At 49.1% G+C, this 22622-nt stretch carries 19 protein-coding genes; 10 read left to right on the top strand and 9 right to left on the bottom strand.

Annotation, left to right across the window (positions count from 1 at the left end; translation table 11 throughout):
- Positions 1-6 precede the first annotated feature (6 nt).
- Entirely contained in the window at positions 7-1020 is a 1014-nt protein-coding gene (locus F569_RS0102765) for an AAA family ATPase (protein WP_407637003.1), read from the bottom strand.
- Between the two features lie 54 nt (positions 1021-1074).
- On the opposite strand from F569_RS0102765, the gene F569_RS0102760 reads away from it, so the two are divergent.
- Genes F569_RS0102760 through F569_RS0102730 form a run of 7 tightly spaced genes read left to right on the top strand, consistent with a single transcriptional unit; the run spans position 1075 to position 6100 of the window.
- A complete protein-coding gene (locus F569_RS0102760; protein ID WP_034387531.1) occupies positions 1075-1674 on the top strand; it encodes a DUF1285 domain-containing protein in 600 nt (199 codons plus the stop codon).
- 6 nt (positions 1675-1680) lie between these two features.
- Positions 1681-2298 carry a CoA pyrophosphatase gene (locus F569_RS16165; RefSeq protein WP_051279162.1) on the top strand — a complete coding sequence of 206 codons (618 nt, stop codon included), beginning with the start codon at positions 1681-1683 and terminating at the stop codon, positions 2296-2298.
- A gap of 7 nt (positions 2299-2305) precedes the next feature.
- Positions 2306-3220: a polysaccharide deacetylase family protein gene (locus F569_RS16160; protein ID WP_051279160.1), complete on the top strand. Its 915-nt coding sequence runs from the start codon at positions 2306-2308 to the stop codon at positions 3218-3220.
- A gap of 16 nt (positions 3221-3236) precedes the next feature.
- Complete coding sequence (locus F569_RS0102745; protein WP_026940943.1) at positions 3237-4469, top strand: CCA tRNA nucleotidyltransferase; 1233 nt, start codon at positions 3237-3239, stop codon at positions 4467-4469.
- An 8-nt stretch (positions 4470-4477) separates the two neighbouring features.
- Positions 4478-5122, top strand: coding sequence for a glutathione S-transferase (locus F569_RS0102740; protein WP_051279158.1), 645 nt, complete (start codon positions 4478-4480; stop codon positions 5120-5122).
- The gene (locus F569_RS0102735) at positions 5119-5646 is read left to right on the top strand and encodes an adenine phosphoribosyltransferase (protein ID WP_026940941.1); all 528 of its coding nucleotides are present in this window, start codon (positions 5119-5121) and stop codon (positions 5644-5646) included. The genes F569_RS0102740 and F569_RS0102735 overlap by 4 nt, the downstream gene beginning before the upstream one ends.
- 1 nt (position 5647) lies before the next feature.
- A complete protein-coding gene (locus F569_RS0102730; protein WP_026940940.1) occupies positions 5648-6100 on the top strand; it encodes an ABZJ_00895 family protein in 453 nt (150 codons plus the stop codon).
- Positions 6101-6116: 16 nt separating this feature from the next.
- On the opposite strand, the gene F569_RS16155 is transcribed toward F569_RS0102730, so the two are convergent.
- The 8 genes from F569_RS16155 to F569_RS16145 form a co-directional block, all read right to left on the bottom strand.
- A complete protein-coding gene (locus F569_RS16155; RefSeq protein WP_051279156.1) occupies positions 6117-8027 on the bottom strand; it encodes a DUF11 domain-containing protein in 1911 nt (636 codons plus the stop codon).
- Between the two features lie 103 nt (positions 8028-8130).
- A complete protein-coding gene (locus tag F569_RS0102720) occupies positions 8131-8730 on the bottom strand; it encodes a hypothetical protein (protein WP_026940939.1) in 600 nt (199 codons plus the stop codon).
- Between the two features lie 89 nt (positions 8731-8819).
- Positions 8820-9917 carry a redox-regulated ATPase YchF gene (gene ychF, locus F569_RS0102715; RefSeq protein ID WP_026940938.1) on the bottom strand — a complete coding sequence of 366 codons (1098 nt, stop codon included), beginning with the start codon at positions 9915-9917 and terminating at the stop codon, positions 8820-8822.
- 4 nt (positions 9918-9921) lie between these two features.
- On the bottom strand, positions 9922-10545 hold the full coding sequence (pth, locus tag F569_RS16150) for an aminoacyl-tRNA hydrolase (RefSeq protein ID WP_233353575.1): 624 nt from the start codon (positions 10543-10545) through the stop codon (positions 9922-9924).
- A gap of 5 nt (positions 10546-10550) precedes the next feature.
- Entirely contained in the window at positions 10551-11204 is a 654-nt protein-coding gene (locus F569_RS0102705; protein ID WP_026940937.1) for a 50S ribosomal protein L25/general stress protein Ctc, read from the bottom strand.
- 204 nt (positions 11205-11408) lie between these two features.
- Positions 11409-12227 (bottom strand): hypothetical protein, encoded by an 819-nt coding sequence (locus tag F569_RS0102700; protein WP_026940936.1) that lies wholly within the window; start codon positions 12225-12227, stop codon positions 11409-11411.
- Positions 12227-13942 carry a molecular chaperone HscC gene (locus F569_RS0102695; RefSeq protein ID WP_026940935.1) on the bottom strand — a complete coding sequence of 572 codons (1716 nt, stop codon included), beginning with the start codon at positions 13940-13942 and terminating at the stop codon, positions 12227-12229. The genes F569_RS0102700 and F569_RS0102695 overlap by 1 nt, the downstream gene beginning before the upstream one ends.
- Positions 13943-13956: 14 nt before the next feature.
- The gene (locus F569_RS16145; RefSeq protein WP_154813615.1) at positions 13957-16899 is read right to left on the bottom strand and encodes an Rne/Rng family ribonuclease; all 2943 of its coding nucleotides are present in this window, start codon (positions 16897-16899) and stop codon (positions 13957-13959) included.
- A 360-nt stretch (positions 16900-17259) separates the two neighbouring features.
- Between F569_RS16145 and F569_RS18670 the strand changes: the two genes are divergently transcribed.
- From F569_RS18670 to prfB, 3 genes are all read left to right on the top strand, one after another.
- The gene (locus F569_RS18670; protein WP_051279152.1) at positions 17260-18432 is read left to right on the top strand and encodes an N-acetylmuramoyl-L-alanine amidase; all 1173 of its coding nucleotides are present in this window, start codon (positions 17260-17262) and stop codon (positions 18430-18432) included.
- A gap of 80 nt (positions 18433-18512) precedes the next feature.
- The gene (locus F569_RS16135; RefSeq protein WP_051279151.1) at positions 18513-21413 is read left to right on the top strand and encodes a penicillin-binding protein 1A; all 2901 of its coding nucleotides are present in this window, start codon (positions 18513-18515) and stop codon (positions 21411-21413) included.
- A 15-nt stretch (positions 21414-21428) separates the two neighbouring features.
- Positions 21429-22536 (top strand): peptide chain release factor 2 gene (prfB, locus tag F569_RS0102675; protein WP_154813614.1). Its coding sequence is split into 2 segments (ribosomal slippage): positions 21429-21497 and positions 21499-22536, totalling 1107 coding nucleotides; the frame shifts between segments, so codons are not numbered across the junction.
- Positions 22537-22622 lie beyond the last annotated feature (86 nt).

Here is a 22622-nt window from a genome sequence, read left to right as displayed (position 1 = left end):
TCGTTTTTAAGCGATGCTTTCTTTCAGTTTGGCGATGGTCTGAGATATGGATTGACCATCTGCCCTTGCCGCAAATGTGAGTGCCATACGGTGCTGAAGGACGGGCGCAGCGAGGTGCAGTACATCATCAATAGACGGTGATAGGCGGCCATCCATCAAAGCTCGCGCACGTGCGGCCAACATCAAGGCTTGACCAGCCCGCGGGCCTGGGCCCCATGCGACCGTCTCTTTAATATCGTTCAGTGCCGTTTGATCTGGGCGTGCATTTCGGACAAGCGCCAAAATAGCGTCCACGACTTTTTCGCCAACTGGAAGCTGACGGACAAGTTTTTGCATATCCATAAGCTGTTTGGGGGTCATGACTTTTTTGGCTACATTATCCTTCGCGCCTGTTGTCCCGATCAGAATATCCCGTTCTGTGCCTAGCTCAGGAAAACCGACATCAATCTGAAACAAAAAACGGTCAAGCTGCGCTTCGGGGAGGGGGTATGTACCTTCTTGCTCGATAGGGTTCTGAGTAGCCAAGACATGGAAAGGAGCCGGCAAATCATGGCGTTGACCAGCCACAGTGACAAAGCGCTCCTGCATGGCTTGAAGCAAGGCCGATTGTGTCCGTGGTGAAGCCCGGTTGATTTCATCCGCCATTAAGAGCTGACAGAATACAGGTCCCGGAATAAAACGGAAGGAACGCTTGCCTTTGGCTGTTTCCTCTAAAACTTCTGACCCAACAATATCGGCGGGCATAAGGTCCGGCGTGAATTGAATACGTTTTTCATTCAGTCCGAGAACTGTTCCCAGCGTTTCAACAAGAAGCGTTTTCGCCAGTCCCGGCACGCCAACAAGTAATGCGTGTCCACCTGACAACATGGCGGCAATGGAAAGCTCTACCACATTATCCTGCCCTAAGATAACACTTCCGATTTCCGCTTTGGCTTTGGTGAGTTGGTCGGATGCTTTGGCCGCAGCTTTTTCGATATTTGCGGGAACTGTAAGGTTGGTTTGCATGTTCATTAAAGGAATCCGTTATTATCAGTACGTATTGAAAAGTGATGGAATAAGCATAAGGTAATGTCCATGGAAAACACGTTAAATGGCGGTAAGTCGCAGTTCTCTTTGCAGGACTTAATGAAAGCTTTGGCGGATACTGAGGATGGGCAGCGCCCTGTCGAAAAATGGAATCCGGATTATTGCGGCGAGATGGATATGGTCATCAAGGTGGATGGCTCTTGGTGGCATGAGGGCTCGCCTCTCACGCGGCGGGGATTGATTGACCTTTTTGCCTCGATTTTGCGCAAAGATGAGGACGGCGAAACCTATCTTGTGACGCCTGTCGAGAAGATAAAGATTGTGGTTGAACGTGCGCCGTTTGTGGCCGTTCGTGCCGATATCGAAGGCGAGGGGGAGACGCAGCGTATATTCTTTACCACAAATCTTGATGAGGTTGTTGAGGCGGGGCCAGATCACCCTATTCGTGTTGAGACTGACCCTCAGACTTTAGAGCCTGCTCCCTTTATGACGATTAGAGGCCGTTTAGAGGCATCACTCAAGCGTTCTGTATTTTATGAATTGGTTGAGCATGCAGTGGAACGCGATACAGATGAGGGTAAACAACTCGGGATATGGGCTAGTGGCACATTTTTCCCGCTAGGCCCCGCAGGGGCGCATGAAGTATAAGCTGTCATGAGCTTTGATTCTGATCCTATAATTGCCCAACTGCGCAAAGGTCTTTTGCCTATTGAGATTTTTGATGGGGCGGATGCAGTCAAACGTAAGGGACAGCGCGGGGCCTCTGTTTTAATGCCGTTGGTCTTCCGTCATGAGTGGCAGGTGATCCTCACCCAGCGTCCCCAGACGATGCCGCAACATCCCGGCCAGATTGCTTTTCCGGGGGGCAAGCGCGAAGCCGGTGAAACGGCTCTGCAAGCCGCACTTCGCGAAACAGACGAAGAAATTGGCGTAAGCGATCACGACATTACTATTTTAGGCCGCTTGCCATCCTTTAACGCTGTGAGTGAATATCGCGTCACGCCTTTCGTTGGGATTGTTAGTCCCAAGGCGAAAATCATCCCCGATCCGCGCGAAGTGGAGGACGTGTTTGAAACGCCTTTATCTTTTCTGATGGAGCCTAAAAATCATGTGCCGCGCGACGTCTTTTTCGAAGGTAAAAACCACCGTCTGTACGATATGCCTTATAATAGCCCTGATGGGACGCATAGAAACATTTGGGGCATGACCGCGATGATAATGTACCGACTCTATCAACGCAGTTACCAAGCTGTCTTTGAAACGGAGTATTAGAGCCCAAATGTTAAGCAGACGTCATTTCATTACAGGCGCTTTGGCTTTGGGCGGCTGTGCGCCATCTGTTGTGACTAAACCTGCAAAGCGCCTTGCCGTGACAATGGATGATTTTAATATCGGCTTTAATGTTCGCCTGAACCCGCGAGAGCGAAATGAGCGTATCTTGGCCGCTCTTGACGCTCACAATCACAAGGCCGCAGGATTTGTAACCGGACGCTTTATTGACAGCATGTTCGGGGATGAGGTCGTCAAGAGTTGGTCAGATGCAGGGCATTTGATTGGAAACCATACCTATTCGCATTTGAATTCAAGTGATGAAGACGCAGACGTGGTTAAAGCCGATATTTTAAAAAATCATGATTTGCTGTCACAATATTCTGGATATGAGAAGATATTCCGTTTTCCATTTTTAGCGGAAGGCGGGTCTGCCGAGAAGATCGAATTATATCGCAAATTCCTGAGAGCAAATGGCTTCCAAAATGGCGCAGTGACAATTGATACAGTCGATTGGTATATCACAAGTCGCCTTGAGAGCCGTTTAAAGGCTGATAAAAATGCGGACCTTGACCCTTATCGTGATTATTACGTGCAAGCAGTGGTGACCTTGGCCGAGCATTTTCAAGGCTTAACTAAGCAGATTGGCAAAGCTGATATCCCCCATTCTATGCTGATACATCATAATATCTTAAATGGCCTGTTTTTAGATGATGCGCTGAGGGCTTTAAAAGACGCGGGGTGGTCTTTGATTGATGCGAAAGAGGCTTTTTCTCATCCTATTTACAAGCTTGAGCCCAAAATACCTACGCGAAGCCGAAGTCTTTTATCCGTTCTGGCCCAAGAGCAAGGCATAACAGATACGGGTTATCCCGAGGCTTATCGAAATTGGGGTAAAAAAACGATGGACGCTTTGAGGCTCTAGTCTACATAGATACACAATGACCTCGATAGACTCGAAAACAACGCCTTGGCTTACGCATAAAGCCGTCACCGCCATATTTGAGGCGCTGCCTGAGGGTAGCACCCGATTTGTGGGCGGTTGTGTGCGTAATACGCTTATGGGCGTTGAGGTGGGTGACATTGATTTGGCGACGAAGCTTAAGCCCAATGACGTAGCAGCGGCGCTTGATGCGGCTAAAATCAGATATATTCCTACGGGAATTGAGCACGGCACCTTGACCGCCATAATTGAGGGCCACCCTTATGAAATTACAAGTCTGCGTAAAGATGTGGAGACAGATGGCCGCCGCGCCGTCGTTGCCTTCACGCAGGACTGGGCGGAAGATGCGCAGCGCCGCGACCTAACGATCAACGCCCTTTATGCGGATATTAGCGGAGCGGTTTTTGATCCCACAGGCCAAGGCTTGGACGATTTAAAAGCAATGAAATTCCGTTTTGTCGGTAACGCTGAGGACCGCGTGAAAGAGGATTATTTGCGCATCCTACGCTTCTTTAGATTTTTAGCATGGTATGGCGGCAAAGGCAAAGTTGATGCGCAAGCTTTGAAAGCGTGCCGTGAAAACCGCAAAGGTCTTAAAAAACTATCAGCGGAACGGGTTTGGTCGGAGCTTAAGAAAATGCTTTTGGCGCGCGACCCGTCCCGCGCTGTTGGCATCATGCTGACCAATGAGATATTAGACACGCTACTGCCCGAAGCCAGTAACGCCGATGGCCTGACCCGTATGGTTGCGCTGGAACGCCGTGAAGCCATAGAGCCTGACCCGCTTTTACGCTTAATGGCGATGAGCGCAAGAGAGCCGTTGCAAATGGCGCTGCTTTGCAAGCGCCTGAAAATGAGCACAAAAGAGACAAAGCGCTTGCGGGGATGGGCGGATAGTTCAGCCGCGCTTGATCCGCATGCCGAGGAGCGAGAGAAACTAAAGGCGATTTATCTAGCAGGAAAACAGGTTGTCATTGATCGTGCGCGGTTAAGAGCCGCTGGCGAAGATGATGCTTTGTTGAGTTCGCGTTGGATGAGTTTGGCTGACTTGGCCATGGGCTGGACAGCTCCGGAGTTTCCGCTGACCGGAAAAGATCTTAAAAAAGCGGGTGTGGAGCCCGGTCCGCAAATGGGCAAAAAACTTGAAGCCTTAAAAGCGCTGTGGGTGCGGAGCGGTTTTACGGCAGACCGCGAAAAACTTCTCATGGCGCTTCAGCTTCTTAATCGTTAGATTTTATTATGTCTTTGAAACTTTATATCGGAAATTATAATTATTCCTCTTGGTCACTTCGGCCTTGGTTAGTTCTGCGCAAAGCTGAACTTCCCTTTGAAGAACAGGTGATTGATCTGGATATTCCCGGTTATAAAGACAAGCTCTTGGCTCTGACGGATGCGGGCACGGTGCCTGTTCTACAAATCAATGACGATATGCTGCCCGACAGTCTGGCTATATCGGAGTTTTGCGCCAAAGCAGTACCAAATCTTTGGCCAACAGATCCCAAAGAAAAGGCTGAGGCTCAGCGCGTTACAAAATTGATGCATGAGGGATTTCAGGCCTTGCGCAATGAGGCCCCCATGAATTTGCGCCGCCGAACCTCAAAGCCTGTGCCGCAGAACTGCCTAGATGATGCAGCTGAAATGGTGGCCCTTTGGGATGATCTGCTTTCGCGTCATGACGGACCATTTTTGTTTAATGACTGGTCGATCGCGGATGCCTTTTATACCCCTGCCGCGACACGTTTTGCTAGCTATGACTTGCCCAGAACAGCACGGTCAGATACTTATATTTCTGAACTTATGGCAGATCCTGACTTCCAGGATTGGGAAGCCGAAGCCTTCATAGAGACCCATATTTTACCTGAGACAGATAAGGTCAATCAATGAACCTGAAAGATGCCATTCGCACCATTCCTGATTTTCCAAAACCAGGGATCATGTATCGTGATATTACCACGCTACTGACCAATAGGCGCGCCTTGGCGGAAGCGGTGATACAGCTTTCCGAACCCTATAAGCATAAGGACGTTGATAATATTGCAGGTATAGAGGCGAGAGGTTTTACCTTTGGAACCGCTGTGGCCTATGAGCTCGGCGCGGGTTTTGTGCCCGTGCGTAAAAAAGGGAAATTACCATTTGATACCTTTGAGCAAGATTATCAGCTCGAATATGGCGAAGACACACTCGAAATACATGCGGACAGTATTCGCAAGGGCGAGAATGTCGTCATTATCGACGATTTGATAGCAACAGGGGGAACAGCGGAAGCGACAGTCAAACTCATAAAACGCACCGGAGCTAACATAATCGGTGCTGCCTTTGTCATAGATTTGCCGGAGCTTGGCGGAACTAAAAGACTGGAGCGAATGGGTATTCCTGTAACAAGCCTCGTCAAATTTGAGGGACATTAGAATGAGCCGTCCTTTGAGTAGTTACCTTCTCTATTTCGCGCTTTCCTATGTCGGTATGCTTATTCTGTTTGGCGTAATATCAACATTTATATCCTCGGCGGGAAGTTCAGGGGCCGTGATTGCGCCTTTCTTAGCCGCGATGATCATTGGCGAGCTTTTCATAAAAAGGGAACAGCGAGGCCCCGATGAGGCCGAACGTAAAGCTCTGACGTCGAGGAGTTTTCTTATTTTTGCCGTCATAAATATCGCTTTGATTGGGCTGGCTTATTTAGGCGGCGCCTTTGGAGAAATATCACTCGATGGAAACGGGGCCGCGCTTCTAGGCGCAATTCTAGGAGGATTTATCCTTGTTATATTTCTTATCGTCTTTTTTATGATCCGCTGGGCTTATGGCGGAATAACACGTAAGCGTGCTGAAAAGCTCTTGCAAAATCAGAGCAATACTTTCGATTGATTGCCTAAAGTGAACGCTACTTAATCAAGGCGCGAATCTGAATTTCACCCGTTGCGTTAATAGGCAATGTCGCATTGGAAAAACGCACCACACATGCCCCGCCATCACAATCTGTATTGGCGGCTGGCAGAGCCGGTGAGCCAAATGAGCCGCCAGTAAAGCCGGTCGTTGTCGCCGATACAAATCGCACATTTCCAGGCAGCGTATCAGATAAGTCTATGTCTTCTGCTTGAGCCGTGGCTGAGGCATCGTTATTGACTGTAATTCTGTAAAGAACTTCATTGCCAGGCGTCATATAAAGCCCTGCGCTTGCGGGGTCATAGACTTCAACCGTTTTGACAGCTGTCACATTCGCAAGTAGGCGAGGGCACATGGTAAAACTATGCAGAGCCACGATTTGAAAGGCGGGGTTAGGACCCGCAGAAATATCGTTTCCGTAAGCTATAGTCACTCTATTAATAGGCGAAGTGAATGTGACGGTCACATTACCTGTACCATCCGCATTTCCGGCGTTTCCGTTCTGACCAATCGCAGAATTACCTACAATATAGTTTCTTGCGCTAGGCGTTAAGGTTGGGAACACAGTTGTTCCGTTGAGTTCTCCAGTAACGGTTAGCCGATCTGTCCAGCCCCCTTGGTCAACATCAAAGGCAGCAAATTGCAGTTCCTGAACACCTGTCCCTCCATTGATATCTAATGTAACAACTAGCTCTTCTGACGTATTATTATGGTCTGCACCAAAGCCTATACTAAATTCTGCAGGGCTTAGCCCCCCTGAATATGTGTCTTGAGTGACAGGACTGTTCACACCGTTTATTTGCCCGAGGTTAGCGGTGTCTCCTGAAATAGTGAAGGTCAAAGGCACACCTGCGGCAGTGTAGCTATTTGTTATATCACCTGAGTTCCAACCATTTGTCCCTCCGGGTGCGTCCCATGCATGAACGAACTGATCAACAGCCGGGCAGCTCATCGCGGGCGGTGTTGGCGGGGGCTGCACAAAAATTGTTGTGCTGTCATAATCATCTTCTCCGGTGTCATTATTGCCTGGAGTAGAGTCTGAGTCAGTTTGGGACGAAGAGGCGACTTCCGCTGTGACTGTGCCGCTGCTTTGCGAGATAACATCAGCTGTTAGCGTGATTGAGGTTGTTCCCAGTCCCGCTGTCCCCGGAATTGTCCATATGCCAGTGACCTCATTATAGCTTCCCGTTCCAGATGAAGACGTAAAGTCCAGAAATGGCGGCAAGTCGATATCCACTGTAACGCCCGTTGTTGTCGAAGGGCCGCTATTGGTGAGGTTATAGGTCAAGGTAATCGTTTCCCCGGTTTCAGGGAAGCTGTCAGATACTGATGATGAAAGTGATAGATCTGCGCCGGTCGGGTTAGAGAAAATAAGAGAGGCCTCTAAGAAAGTTCCGTTTTCTGTATTAAAGTCATCACACATCGTCAGAACCCAAGTTCCATCTGCATTCTGGCCTGTAAATGCCGAGAGCGGATTGCTAGGTGTAACAGTGTGCTGATAAAGCGGCGCATTTACATTATGAGGACCATCCGCAGAACCGGTGTTAATCGCGACAGATGCGTCGTCATCCATTAAGATATTATAATCATCATCATTGCCGGTATTGGCTGTATCTGATTCAATAAGGGTTACGGTTGTCGCTGTGGGGGCCGGTGATTGCAAGGTGGCAACAATGTCGCCGCGCCATGTATGAGTCGCCAAAAAACCGACATTCAAATCACTTACGGTGCCGATGCCGGTGACGTTAAAGGTTCGCGTCACATTCGTATTGCCGCAACGTGTTGAATCGCCAATGGTCGCATCAGACGTGTTACTGAAGGTTTGAGCCTGCGCAGGGTTTGTGCCAAAAATCAGCGCAATAAGACACGCCGCTATGGCGCTGCAAAATTTGAAAAAACTGCGGTTCATTTTAGATCTCCACGTCAAGACATGCGCATAGTCCGGTTGCGATGCCGTGACGAAGCTCATAAATACTGAAATTTGGTAACAAACATATTAAGGAACACTCTAACTAATCCCTTACCGAAGGGTCGATTTTAAGGCGTCTAGGGGTCAGCACTTGCGGAGCTGTAACGGCGCGAGGCGCAGCGAGGACCGGTTTGGGCGGAGGGAGGGTTCGGCCTGAATTGCCGCGCCGATCAACAGTTACGAAAAAACCGCCTGAATCCTGCCCTGTCATTATGGTTGTCATCCTGGACTGCTCAAAGCTGGCATTAGCTGTCTCTATTTCCCAAATTTCTATACCGCCGCGCTGTGACTTCGGCGCGCCATAAGCGTCCGTAAGCTTATCTCGCATGGTTTTATATTCCGACGAGTCTTGGCCGATATTTAGTTGTAATAAGTCAATGCCTTCGGGTGTGCTCGTGTTCTGGCCTTCAAGCTTTAAATCTCTTTTCAATAAGGCTTTTGCGGCTATGTTTGAGGCATTAGAACTTTTCAATTGGGACGGCGTGTTCAGGCCCTTATTGGCCGGAGCGGATGTAGCGGATGTTTTATTGAGCTCTTCCAAGACAAGCTGAACAGGTGAGGGAGCCTTATTTTGTGCAGCTAACGGCGCACTCACACACATTAGGGCCGCGAAAGAGACCGAAATTATTTTTAAATGACGCATATTGAACCTCATAAAGAGATCGTAATATGCCGTTTAGCTCTTAAGAAATTGCAAATAAGACTGTTTTACGGGATTAGCCATTGACCGTGTCAAACGTTGAATTTGAACAACATTATATCTCCGTCTTTGACGATGTAGTCTTTGCCTTCTTGCCTGACCTTACCGGCCTCTTTCGCGCCGCTTTCACCATTATGTTCGACATAGTCTTCATAGGCCGTGGTTTCGGCCCGGATAAACCCTTTTTCGAAATCGCCGTGAATAACGCCCGCACATTTTGGCGCGGTCCATCCCTTTTGGAAGGTCCAGGCACGGGCCTCTTTCGGGCCGACCGTGAAATAGGTTTGCAGACCGAGCAGGGCATATCCTGCGCGAATGAGGCGATTTAGTCCTGGTTCTTCTAGGCCAATGGCGCCGAGATATTCCGCTTGTTCTTCGTCATCGAGCAGCGCCATTTCAGATTCGATTTGGGCGGATATAATCACCGATTGCGCCCCTTCGGACTCTGCGTGAGCGGTCACTTTGGCAGAAAAATCATTCCCATCCGCCGCGCTCTCTTCATCAACATTAGCAACATAGAGAACGGGTTTAGATGTCAGCAACTGCAGCATTTTCCACGCTTTCTTATCGTCCTCGTCAATCTCGGCGGTGCGTGCGGGCTTACCGTCTTCGAGCACTGCGATTGCGGTCTCTATTAGGCGCATGGTTTGCAGTGCATCCGCATCTTTTTGTTTGATCTTTTTCTCAAGTCCACCCTTGCGCTTTTCAAGGCTTTCCAAATCCGCGAGCATCAGCTCTGTTTCAATCGTCTCAAAATCAGACATAGGATCAATGCGGCCATCAACATGGGTGATGTCTTCGTCCTCAAAGCAGCGCAGCACAGAGATCACTGCGTCGGTTTCGCGGATATTGGCCAAAAACTGATTACCCATGCCTTCGCCTTTGGATGCGCCTTTGACGAGGCCGGCAATATCGACAAAGTTCATCCGAGTCGGGATGATTTGCGCTGACTTTCCAATTTCGGCAATAACATTCAGGCGAGGCTCGGGCATAGCCACATCGCCCACATTCGGCTCAATCGTGCAAAAGGGGTAATTAGCCGCTTGTGCGTTAGCTGTTTTAGTTAAAGCATTGAAAAGTGTTGATTTTCCTACATTGGGCAAGCCCACAATACCGCATTTAAAACCCATGGGATTATCCTTTTATATATTCTGTCACGCGCGTTTGAAAGAGCTCTCCATTACCGTTTGCCAAATGCTCTGCATAGCGGGCCGCGCCATTGCATATGTCATCCCGGATAGCGTGCTCGGCCTTGGCAAAGTCAGACAGCACATAGCTATGTACTTTATCTTTATGGCCGGGATGCCCGATGCCGAGGCGCACGCGGTGAAAGTTCTCTCCGCAATGTTGGCGGATGGAGCGCAAACCATTATGCCCCGCAATCCCGCCGCCTGTCTTCATGCGAAATTTTCCGGGTGCGAGGTCAAGTTCGTCATGGAAGACTGTCACATTATCTAGCGGAATTTTATAAAATGACATGGCCGCTTGAACAGCCTGTCCTGATTCATTCATAAAGGTTGTCGGCTTCAACGAAAGTACTTTTTTGCCGCCAATAATACCAGAACGGCATAACCCTTTAAATTGAGTTTTCTCGGATGGAAAGCTGTGATCATCACCAATCGCATCAATCACCATAAAGCCGATATTATGACGGTTCCCGGCATATTTTGCACCGGGGTTTCCTAATCCTACCCATAAAAGCATATCAGGCTCCGCTTGCTCTGACGTATCAAAGAGGCTGCGAAGCCAGCTAAGCAATTTGCTTAGCCTTCGCCCTCAGCGTCGTCAGACTGAGCTGCTGCAGGAACTTCGTCGGCTGCAACCTCTTCGCCCTCTTCATCCTCAGCTTCAACAGCCGCACGCGATTCTTGCATTGTTGCGATGGTAAAGTCGCGATCCGTAATGGATGGCTTCACATTCTTTGGCAGCTCAATGCTTGAGATATGGATAGAGTCGCCAATTTCCATTTTTGAGATGTCGACTTCGATACTGTCAGGGATTTCGCCCGCAGGACATTTAACTTCGATGGCATAACGAACAACATTAAGCGCGCCGCCTTGCTTCATGCCTGGTGACTCTTCTTCGCCGGTAAAGTTTACGCTGACTTCGACTTCAATGATGGATTTCGCTGTCACACGATAAAAATCAAGATGAACAGGAACGTCTGTGACTGGGTGGAATTGAATATCTTTGGTCAAAGCCTTTTGGCCTTTTCCGTCATGGACAAGCTCAATCATGTTACCAATGAACTGACCAGAGTTAATAGCCTTCAAAACTTCATTATGTTTGATTGAAATTGCAACAGGGCCTTCATCGCCGCCATAAAGAACGCCGGGAACCATGCCATTGCGACGCGCTTCGCGGGCGTTACCTGTGCCTGTATTTTCACGCACATTTACATCAAGAACAACACTCATTTTCTTATACCTTGTTCATAGGCTCTAAAATAATCAGCCGCCCAAAGAGGCGGCAAAAGGGGTGTAGAGCCAAGGGATTCCTATTTGAGGCGCTACTTATGGGAAAACGCCAAGGGATGCAAGGGGGTATAACGCGGTAAATTTACGGAGCAGCAGCACCTTATTGTTCTAAGGTGAGCTATTTAGATGGAGTAGCGGATTGGGTTAGAAACCATTACCGCTAAAACCATTCACTAATAAACGTAATACCTGTAATCCAGCGATGAAAATACCAATAATGACCCATGGGCTCATACCGTCATCTTCAGTCGTACTTACAGTTTTTGTCCCGTCAGGCCGGACACCTGGCGCTTTATTATTACGGATGACATCCAAATCAGACTGTAACCAGTTCAGTTCCGCTTGTGTTTCATAATCTCTTTCTGAGGCCTTATGCCACTCCATTGCTTTGAAGATATAAGTCGCAATAAAGCTTGAGATAAGTGAAGGTTTACGGTTTCTGTTATGCTTCTTCGCGTCGCCGTCATAATAGCCCAAAAGGTCGAGCAGATAGCGCCTGAGTAAGATGTCAAAGTCAATATAATCATCAATAGAAGTCTCACGGGCTTTCTCAATAAGCTGTTCCCAAGCGTTTTTATCATTCCGCAGTATCGGATCATTTAAGATCTCCTGAATTTCAGGATAAAAGCGGGGGTATTCCAGTTGCTTAGCTTCGGTAGGCGCCGCTTCTAACTTGATAACTTCATTACTATTCTCAGGGCGTTGATCTTCATGAAGAAACTCACTCACATCGTCTTGCACTGTTTGATTTTGTGCCGTCTGTGCTTCTTTCTCTAACTCAGCATTATGTAGCTTATGGTACATATCCTGCTTGGCTATTTCCAACGCATCGCGCAGTAACATAAAACCTTCTGGGTCGTCATCTGGGCGCGTGACTTTCAGTTGGGCGGCATAAGCTCGTTTCGCAGATTTTAAATCTGCGGGCGGTTCATCAAGACCCAATACTTCCCAGTAGTCTTGCATTAAAAGACGTCCGCGGCATCAAGCTCATCTAGCCATGTTCTCAGTTCAGAGCGCATCAGCTGGATATCAGTGTCATTTTGCTTTTCTAAGACAGTTTCAAATTGTGTGAGGAGGTGGTTGATGTGGGTCCTTAAATCGCCCAAATGGCTTTCATAAGCGGCTTTGAGCCGCGCCATTAATTCGGCATTCTCTGATTTATCTTTAGGATGAATTTTCAACTTTGCGAGCTCTTTAAAGCGTTTATCGATATCGCTTTGAGACAGACTACCTGGATTGCCTTCAATAACAACACGTTGCGTTTTTTGATCTGAAACAGAGGTGACGAGGACTTCTAAAACGCCTGAAACATCGTAGGTAAATCGAATATCCACCTCTTCATATCCTGTATGGTTGATGGGGACATATTTTGTTATCGTGCCTAGCCTAACATTTTCAATAACACGAGGTGACTCGCCTTGATAAATTGTCAGTTCGAGTTTTTGCTGACCCTTTTGCAACGTCGCGTTCCGCACAACGCGCGAGGCGGGTATAACTGTATTGCGTTCAATAACAGGCTGAAAGTGACCCGTTTCATATGTCGTGGCGCTTGTTTGAACGGCTACGTCGGTTCCCAGTGTAAAGGGGCAGACATCCGTCATAACGATTTCATCAAGGGCTTTGTGCCGGGTCAATAGGCCGGCTTGTACGGCAGAGCCAAGAGCAATGACTTCGTCAGGGTCTAGGCTATGTTCTGGGAAAACCTTTAATAACCGCGTGACAATTTTACGAATAACAGGCATGCGCGTCGCCCCGCCAACCATTACAACACGGTCAATATCCTCCGCGCGCATTCCCGCATCCATTATGGCGCGTTGTATTGGTTTTCGCAGTCTGTCTTGAAGCTTCTTAGTGATTTCCTCAAAGTGTTCACGTTTGAGAGTGAGTGATTTTTCAGATTTCTTATTTTGAAAGCGAACAGTAACATCATCTGATTGACTAAGTTTCATTTTAGCCCTGTTAGCAAGATCTCTTAAAAGGCCTTTCTTTATATCATCAAGTTTATCCGCCTCTTTGCCTAATTGTGCTTCAAATTCTTTTACGATGACATCTGTGAAGTCTTCACCGCCTAAAAAGGCGTCGCCGGCACTTGATCGAACTTCCATTACACCGCTGAATATTTCCAAAATGGAGACATCAAATGTGCCGCCGCCAAGATCAACTACAAGAAATGTGTCTTCTTCTTCTACACTGTTCAAGCCATATGCGAGAGCTGCAGCAGTAGGTTCATTGATAAGACGTTCGACTTTTAGTCCCGCTATTTTTCCGGCGGCATAAGTGGCCTTTCGTTGTACGTCATTAAAGTAGGCAGGAACTGAAATTATTGCCCGTTCTACAGGGCAACCTAAATGCGCTTCAGCATCTGACTTTAGTGATTTTAAAACTAGGGCTGAAAGATCTTCTGCCCGGAAGGACTTCTTACCTAACTTAAATTCACGTTGCGTACCCATATAGCGTTTAAAACGTGCAGCCGTAAGCTTTGGGTGTGATACAAGTCTGTGCCGCGCAGTCTCTCCAACGATAATATCTTTTTTGTCGGAAAGTCCTACAACCGAGGGTGTTAAATATTTACCCGAACCATTTGGGATGAGGACAGAGCCCTCATCCGTAAAAACCGAAATGAGTGAGTTGGTTGTTCCTAAATCAATACCAACAACCGTACCGACATTATCCCCCATTTGTTATGCTCTTCCTATTTCTTTTTAAGGCCAAACCAGTTGCGTTTGGTCTTTTTGGGTTTGGTTTCTTTCACATCCGCAGGGTCTGTGCTGATGGAGGGTTCGGGCGCCGCTGCGGCTTTTCGCGTTGGCGCTTTACGCCGTGCCGGGCTTGCAGCGGCTTCGTCCATCTTTGCAGGTGCAGCTTTGGCCGGAGCTTTTTTCGCAGTTTGTTTCGGGGTCTCAGCTTTTGGGGCGTCTTGTTTCGTAGGAGCCTTTTTGCGAGCTGGCGCCTTTCTCTTGGCCGGCGCTTTTTTAGCTGTGGCCTTGGCCTCTGTTTTTTCCGCTGCAGGAGCCACCTTCTTTTGAGCTGCCGTCTTCTTGGCAGGGGCTTTCTTAACGGGGGCTTTTCTGCGAGCTGGCGCTTTACGCTTAGCCGGGGTTTTGGCCTTCGCCGCAACTGCCTCTTCCGCCTTTTTCTTTGGCGCGGCCTTTTTCGCAGGAGCCTTAGTCTTCGCTTTTGACGTTTCTTCTGTGGGTTCAGTCGGAGCCGCTTTCCCTGGAGCCTTGCGGCGGGCCGGAGCTTTAGACTTCATCTTCGTGACGCTTTCCTTAACCTCGGGCGCTTTGGCCGCACGCTTACGCGTCGCCGCCTTTTTAGCGGGTTCGTCAGATGCCTTTTTCGCAGGAGCCTTACGCCGCGCAGAAGACCGCGCTTTGGGGGCATCGTCTTCAGTTTTCTCAGAAGATTGTGCAGGTTCTGTTTCTTCTTTTTTCGCCTCTTTCGTGGGGGCTTTGCGGCGACCACGTTTCGGTTTGGTCTCCTCAGCCATTTCTACGGCCGCTTGAGGCTTTGCTTTTTTGGCCGGAGCTTTACGGCGTCCACGCTTGGGCTTCTCATCTTGTGCCGTATCTTCTGCGGCTTCTAGGCTCGCCTCTTCTTTTTGTTTACCCGGAGCTTTGCGGCGACCACGACGAGATTTCGGCTTAGCGTCAGTTTCATCGCTTTGATCTGCGTCTGACTCATCAACAGATGTGTTCTCACCTGCCTCATCTTGCGCGGCATTTTCGTCACGGCGTTTACCGCGTCCTCCGCGCCGTCCTCTGCGGCGGCGGCGCTTCTTGCGGCCTTCACCGTCACCGTCATCATCATGCTCGCGAGACTCCGTATTATCTTCGGATTCGTCCTCATCTGCCTCGTCTTTGTCACGTTTCTTAGGACGTTTCTTCTGCTCATGACGCTGCTTGCGGAACTCTTTCTCGATCTCTTCAAGCGGATCGGGGCCATCACCTTTGGATTTCTCAATGACTTCAATCTCATATGAGGGACGGATAAGCTCTTCATCGCCGACAAGTTCAGTGAACAAGCCTGATGTGTCATCCACATGTTGCAGCAAATCGCGTTTTTCATTGAAAATATAAAGCGCGACATCAGAGCTAACTTTGAGGCGCACACGTTTGGCTTTGCCGCGAACGCCTACTTCTTCGACCGCGCGAATGGCCGCGAGAGCAGAGGATTCGATGGTGCGTTTACGGCCCACGCCTTCACAATGTTCACAATGCGCTGTTGAGCCTTCGAGCAGACTGCGGCGGCGGCGCTGACGAGATATTTCCATGAGACCGAATTGTGAAATGCGAGAGGTCTGAACACGGGCGCGGTCACGGGACAGCGCGTTTTTCATGACGCGTTCAACCGCGCGGTTATTTTTATGCTCATCCATGTCGATAAAGTCGATCACGATAAGTCCTGCAAGATCGCGCAATCGCATTTGACGCGCCACTTCTTCGGCGGCTTCGGTATTTGTCTTTAGCGCCGTGCGCTCAACATTGCGCTCTTTGGTCGAGCGGCCTGAGTTGACGTCCACAGAAACAAGCGCTTCGGTAGGGTGGATCACAAGATAGCCACCGGATTTAAGCTGAACGACGGATTTCAAGCTGTCCTCGATCTGGCGCTCGACATTATATCTGAGGAAAAGCGGAATATCGTCTTTGTAAGCTTTCACATTTTTCGCGTGGCTCGGCATCAGCATCTTCATAAAAGCTTTGGCCGTTTTATAAGCGGTGTCGCCTTCTATAAGAACTTCCTCGATCTCTTTATTATAGAGGTCACGGATAGAGCGTTTTACCAGATTGCCTTCCTCATGGATGAGGGCCGGCGCGATGGATTTCAGGGTCGTATCTCGGATTTCATCCCAGAGACGCGACAGATATTCATAATCGCGCTTGATTTCGGCTTTTGTGCGTTTGGCCCCCGCTGTTCGGACGATGACGCCCATGCCTTGCGGGACTTCAAGCTCGCTCATGACGGATTTTAGCCGTTTGCGGTCTGATCCATTGGCTATTTTGCGCGAAATTCCGCCGCCCCGCGCTGTGTTGGGCATAAGCACGCAATAACGTCCTGCAAGTGACAAGTATGTTGTCATCGCCGCGCCTTTATTGCCGCGCTCTTCTTTCACGGCTTGGATCAGCAGAATTTGGCCGCGCTTGATGACTTCTTGGATTTTATAACGGCGGCGCGATTGACGCTTGCGGCGCGAAGATGCGACTTTGACCTGCTCTTCGGCGACTTCCTCATCATTGGCATCGGCGACATCATCGGAGTCAGGATCGACATTTTCATCGGCTTCAAGCTCTTCAGCCTCGCCGTCCTCATGAATGTCGTCTTCGTCTTCGGCGTCTGCTTCCTTTTGCGCGGCTTCTTCAGCTTCGAGTAATGCGAGCTTATCCTCATGCGGGATTTGGTAATAATCCGGGTGGATTTCACTGAACGCCAAAAAGCCGTGGCGATTGCCGCCATATTCTACGAATGCGGCCTGAAGTGAGGGTTCGACGCGCGTGACGCGGGCCAGATAGACGTTGCCTCTTAATTGCCGTTTATTGCGGCTTTCAAAGTCCAGTTCTTCAACGCGGTTGCCATCTACGATAACGACGCGTGTTTCTTCCGGGTGGGAGGCGTCGATAAGCATTTTCTTTGTCATGGTATTCTCCAAAGAGCCTCGGCCTTCCGTCATCTCGCGCAAATGGCGGGGCGGAAAGGGGCTCTGATAAATAAGTGTGTGTATTGGGGTTTACGGCACGCGCAACGGTCCCGGCCTTGGCCGTGTGGGACATCATATATGCGTTAGCAGCGTGCATAGTAACTTTCATTATGTGCCGAAAGACTTAGTATCGATGGCACGTCGTAAAGGAAAACCGCGATTGCGGGCGCATCTTCGCGCTTAGATTCCTCTACGTCTATGTAGTGTGCCCTATTTCAGTGTGTGGCGCAAAGCATTTGTCATCTTATTTAGCACCTAAAAGTAACGCTCTGTTCACCATAATTGGGGCATTACTGCTCTATGCTACGTCATGTCGTGACATTTCTCTTTAGCCTGATGATATGGGCCGGGTTTGCGCCTTTTGCAGTGGCGCAGACTTTGACGAATATTGGCTTTGAATCGCGAAGCGTGATCCTGGAGTTATCCGCCCCCGTTGTGCCCAAAATTTTTACTATAGACGGCGAATCCCCCCGCATTGTTATTGATATCGCTGATGGCGGCATGAATATTGACGGCAAAACCCTCAAAACGGGCGGACACATCATTAAAGGCCGAGGAGCCGTGCGGCGCATACGCCTCGCCGCCAGAGGTCAGGGCTTTCGGGCTGTGGTTGATCTGGAACCCGGAACGCAGATGAAAACACGCTTGGTTGAGGGAAGGGTGATCACGCTGACGCTTAACCAAGCTGTCAAAACGTCCGCCTCTACCGCTCAAGCAAAAGCGCCCCGAAAAGTTAGGCCGCGTTACTTTGAGAACCAAGTGCCATATCCCCGCCTTGCACCGCGCGGGATTGTCAAAGTTTCCCGCAAGCCCGTTATTGTCATTGATCCTGGGCACGGGGGCCGTGACCCCGGCGCTATCGGCCAAAAAGGTACGCAGGAAAAAGATATCACGACAGCCTCGGCAAGAGAATTACAGCGTCAATTACTCGCGACTGGCCGTTATGATGTTATTCTTACGCGGACAAAAGACGTGTATGTCGAGCATGAAGAGCGCTTAAGAATTGCCAGAGCGGGAGGTGCGGATCTATTTATTTCCATACATGCAGACTCGGCAGGAAACAAATCCGCCCGCGGCGCGACAGTTTATACGCTGGCGGACCGGGCCAAGAACCGCTCAAAACGTATCGTCAATTCTCAAAACTGGATTATGGATGTTGATCTGACCGATCAAAGCGACTCTGTTGGTGACATCTTAGTAGACCTTGCGCAACGGAGTACATCCACCCAGTCTGAAAAATTTGCAGATTATCTTGTCGAAGGGTTAGGGAGTTCGACGAGAATGATCAGGAACTCCCACAGACGCGCAGGATATTATGTTTTACTAGCGCCTGATGTGCCTGCTGTGCTTTTAGAGATGGGCTTCCTCTCAAATGTCCGGGATGAAAACCTGCTAAATTCTGCAAATCACCGCAAGAAAGTCTTGAAGTCAGTGACGCGCTCCATCAATAAGTATTTTGATAGTATTGGCTGACGTTTCAGCCTGTTTAACCGTGGCAGAATCATGTCATTTAAACTCATAGTTACGCCGTAATTCTAAGCCAAAGACGATTCATGGATATTGAGACCGAAAAACCAAAAAAAACGCGGAAGCAAAAGCTCATTTCTGCCTTTAAGTGGCTATTTGCCCTTGGAAGTGTCGCGGGTGTCATTGTGGCCGTTGTCCTGTTTGTTTTTGTTGTGCAAGCGACCAAAGATCTGCCGAGTGTCGAGACTTTAGCGGAATATAAACCTCCAGTGATGTCGCGCGTGCATGCGGGTGACGGGAAACTTATTTCTGAGTTTAGAACACAGGCCCGAATCTTTGTGCCCATCGAATCTGTGCCCAAACAATTACAACATGCTTTTGTCGCCGCTGAGGATCAGCGCTTTTATAGCCATAATGGCTTTGACGAAAAAGGTTTCCTACGCGCAATGGTGGCCAATGTCGGTCATGTGATCAAAGGGCGCAGACTTGAGGGCGGCTCCACGCTGACCCAACAAGTCGCCAAAAACTTCCTTGTCGGTGATGAACGAAATGTGACACGTAAAATCCGTGAAGTGGTCATTGCGGGCCGTATCGAAAAAGCGATGGATAAAGATACGATCTTGGAGCTTTACCTGAACGACATTTATTTTGGACGCGGGGCTTATGGCGTGGCTGCAGCGTCGCTGAACTATTTTGGTAAACCGATGAAGGATTTAACTTTGGATCAAATGGCTTATCTAGCCGTCCTTCCCAAAGCGCCTAATAATTACCGTGTTGATGATCCTGTAAAAAAAGAGCGCGCCTTAAATCGCCGCAGTTATGTTCTTACGCGTATGGGTGAGGACGGCTATGCCGATGAAGCAGCTGTCACGGAAGCCAAGACAAAAGATATTGTTGTCGTAGACCGCTTTGAGGGTGATGAATATCTCGCCGCTGAATATTTTGTCGAGGAAGCGCGTAAGCAAATCAAATCCATGTATGGAGATGATGAGCTCTATGAAGGTGGCCTGTCTATTCGAACAACGCTGGATACGCGGTTGCAGCTTGCGGGCCGCAAAGCCCTTCGTGATGGCCTCGAAGCTTTTGACCGCCGCCACGGTTATCGAGGGCCTCTAGCAAGATGGGATAATTTTAGCGACTGGAAGAGCCGCCTTGCAGAATTTGAAGCGCCGAAAGATATCGGAGATTGGCGCGTGGCTCTAGTGCTTGAAGCTGACGCGAAGAGTGCCAAGCTTGGCTTTGCGGATGAGCTTGCGATCCCAGAAGAGGTTGAAGGGGAGGATAAAGTTGAACCCGATACAAACGGGACTCTGAATATTGAAGATATAAAATGGGCCAAGGAAGCTCTAGCAAAAGGGGCTGTTGGTAAAGAGCCCAAGACATTGACGCAGGTCGTTAAAGCCGGAGATATTATCCTGGTTCAGCGCAAGACCCGCGCCAAGTCTGATAAAACAGATGATCGTATTACGGCTTATAATTTGCGCCAAGTGCCCAAAGTGAATGGCGGCTTGATTGCAATGGACCCGCATACGGGCCGCGTTTTATCGCTGGTCGGAGGCTATAGTTTTGAGCAAAGCCAATTTAACCGTGCCACCCAAGCCAAACGACAACCGGGCTCGGCTTTTAAGCCCTTCGTTTATGCTGCGGCATTGGATAATGGCTTCACTCCTGCGAGTCAGGTTCTCGATGCCCCTTTCGTGATTGAGAAGCAGGATGTCGAATGTGAAGAAAATGAACTTGGAACGTTAGAACTTCGCGGTGTTGATGAAGATGGTCAGACTCCGCTTGAAAGAGATGAAGGTGTTGAGGCCGCCGAAGAAGATGAATGCGAGCGTTTTTATAAACCGTCCAACTATAATACAGGTAAGTTTTATGGCCTGAGCACTTTACGGCTTGGGCTTGAAAAGTCTCGTAATGCGATGACTGTCAGGCTTGCCAATGATATCGGCATGACCCCCGTAAATGCCTATGCCCGCCGGTTTGGTATATATGATGAAACCAAGCCAGAACTGGCTTGGGCCTTAGGGGCCGGGGAGACAACGCTTCTTCGCCTTGCGACAGCTTATTCGGCCCTCGCCAATGGAGGTAAGGCCGTAACGCCCGCTATTTTGGACCGCGTTCAAGACGGTCAAGGTAAAACGATTTTTGTGAATGGGGACAAGGTATGTGAGCTCTGTCTTCAAGATGAATATTACGGAGGCCCTCCGCCTGAATTGCCTGATGAACGGGAGGTTATCATTGATCCTGTTACAGCTTATCAAGTGACCTTTATGCTTAAAGGTGTGGTTGATAATGGAACGGGTTTCCGCGCACGCGCTTTGCAACGTCCGATCGCCGGTAAGACAGGAACGACGAATGATTCATATGATACATGGTTTATGGGCTTCTCTCCTGACTTGGTCGCAGGTGTCTATGTCGGAATGGACACACCAGAACAAATGGGTATTGAAACGGGCAGCTCTGCCGCGTCGCCTATATTCACTAATTTCATGGCTGAAGCGTTGAAAGATGCGCCCAAGGTACCTTTCCGTATCCCAGAGGGTGTCACGCTTTCACCTGTGAATCGTAATACAGGTGAGCCTTCTTATATTGGTGCGCCTGACTTTATTCTCGAAGCCTTCCGCCCGGGAACTGAACCTACAGTTGGTGAGTTGAAGTCAACCATTCGCGTAGGAAGCGGAACGGATAGTTTCGGAAGTTATGACTTCGATTTTGGCAATGAAGCTGAGAGTGAAGATGCCTTAGGAGAAGAAAATACAGTCGAGCTCTCTGATGAAAATGCTTCAGAAGCGCCATCAGAAAATGACGCTTTGAAAAACAAAGTTAAAGACCTCCTTAACGAAATAGAGGCCGCATCTGATGGTGTTGAGACGCCTGATGTGGAAGTTGCACCCAAGCCTGAAGCACCTGTTGATGTGGCTGTTAAAATGCCGCCGAAACCTGAAACAGAAGAGGTTGAAGAAGCGCTTGATGAAGGGCTCTACTAGTCCTATCTACTTTTCATGAGAGCTGATATTTTACAAATGAAAGACGACATCGAGCAGTCAATTGCACTGCTAAGGAGGCGTCTTTGACTGGGAAACCTCACAACAGCGGCTCGCAGAATTAAACGCACTTAGCGAAAAGCAAGATTTTTGGGACGATCCGCAAGCTGCGCAAAAACTAATGCAGGAACGGGCGCGTCTCGAAAACGCTTTCAATAATATTGAAAAACTCACGAGTGACCTTTCTGATAATCTTGAGCTCGCAGAGCTAGGCGAGTTGGATGAGGATGCGGAGCTTGTCGAAGCTGCGGCTGAGGCCTTGCGTAAAGTTAAAGAAACTTCCGGCAAAGCTGAGCTTGAAGCGCTCCTTTCGGGTGAGGCTGACGGCAATGACTGCTTTGTCGAAATCCATCCCGGGGCGGGCGGAACAGAAGCTCAGGATTGGGCCGAAATGGTGCTTCGTATGTACACGCGCTGGGCCAATGCACATGGTATGAAAACTGAAATCATTGAGGAGCAATCCGGAGATGAAGCTGGGATCAAATCTGCCACGATTAAAGTTAAAGGCCCGAACGCTTATGGATGGTTGAAGACTGAATCGGGGGTTCACCGCCTGGTGCGTATCTCTCCTTTTGATTCGAGTGCGCGTCGTCATACCAGTTTTGCCTCTGTTTGGGTCTTTCCCGAGATCGACGATACTGTTGAGATTGACTTGAACGAATCCGACTGCCGTGTGGACACATACCGCGCCTCAGGGGCAGGGGGACAGCATGTCAATAAAACCGATTCTGCTGTGCGCATTACCCACGAGCCTACGGGGATTGTTGTGCAGTGCCAGAATGACCGCTCGCAACATAAAAACCGTAAGACGGCTTGGGATATGTTGCGCTCACGCCTTTATGAAGCTGAGATGCAGCGCCGTGAGGCCGAAGCCCAAGACGCGGCAGATAACCGCTCAGAGATCGGTTGGGGACATCAAATTCGTTCCTATGTCCTGCAGCCCTATCAAATGGTCAAAGACTTACGGACGAGTGTCGAAACCTCAGATACATCGGGCGTTCTCGATGGCGATTTAGATCAGTTTATGGCTGCCGCCTTATCTGCAAAGTTAGAAACTGCAGGATAAACCACGCGCTTATACTTATTCGAACGAAGCTTTTCTTTCCTAATTTTAGATACAGCTCTCCTGCGGGTCGAGTCGGCTTTTTTAAA

It is taken from the genome of Hellea balneolensis DSM 19091 (genome assembly GCF_000428525.1).
Classification (GTDB): domain Bacteria; phylum Pseudomonadota; class Alphaproteobacteria; order Caulobacterales; family Maricaulaceae; genus Hellea; species Hellea balneolensis.
This window is presented reverse-complemented; position numbering and strand designations above follow the sequence as displayed.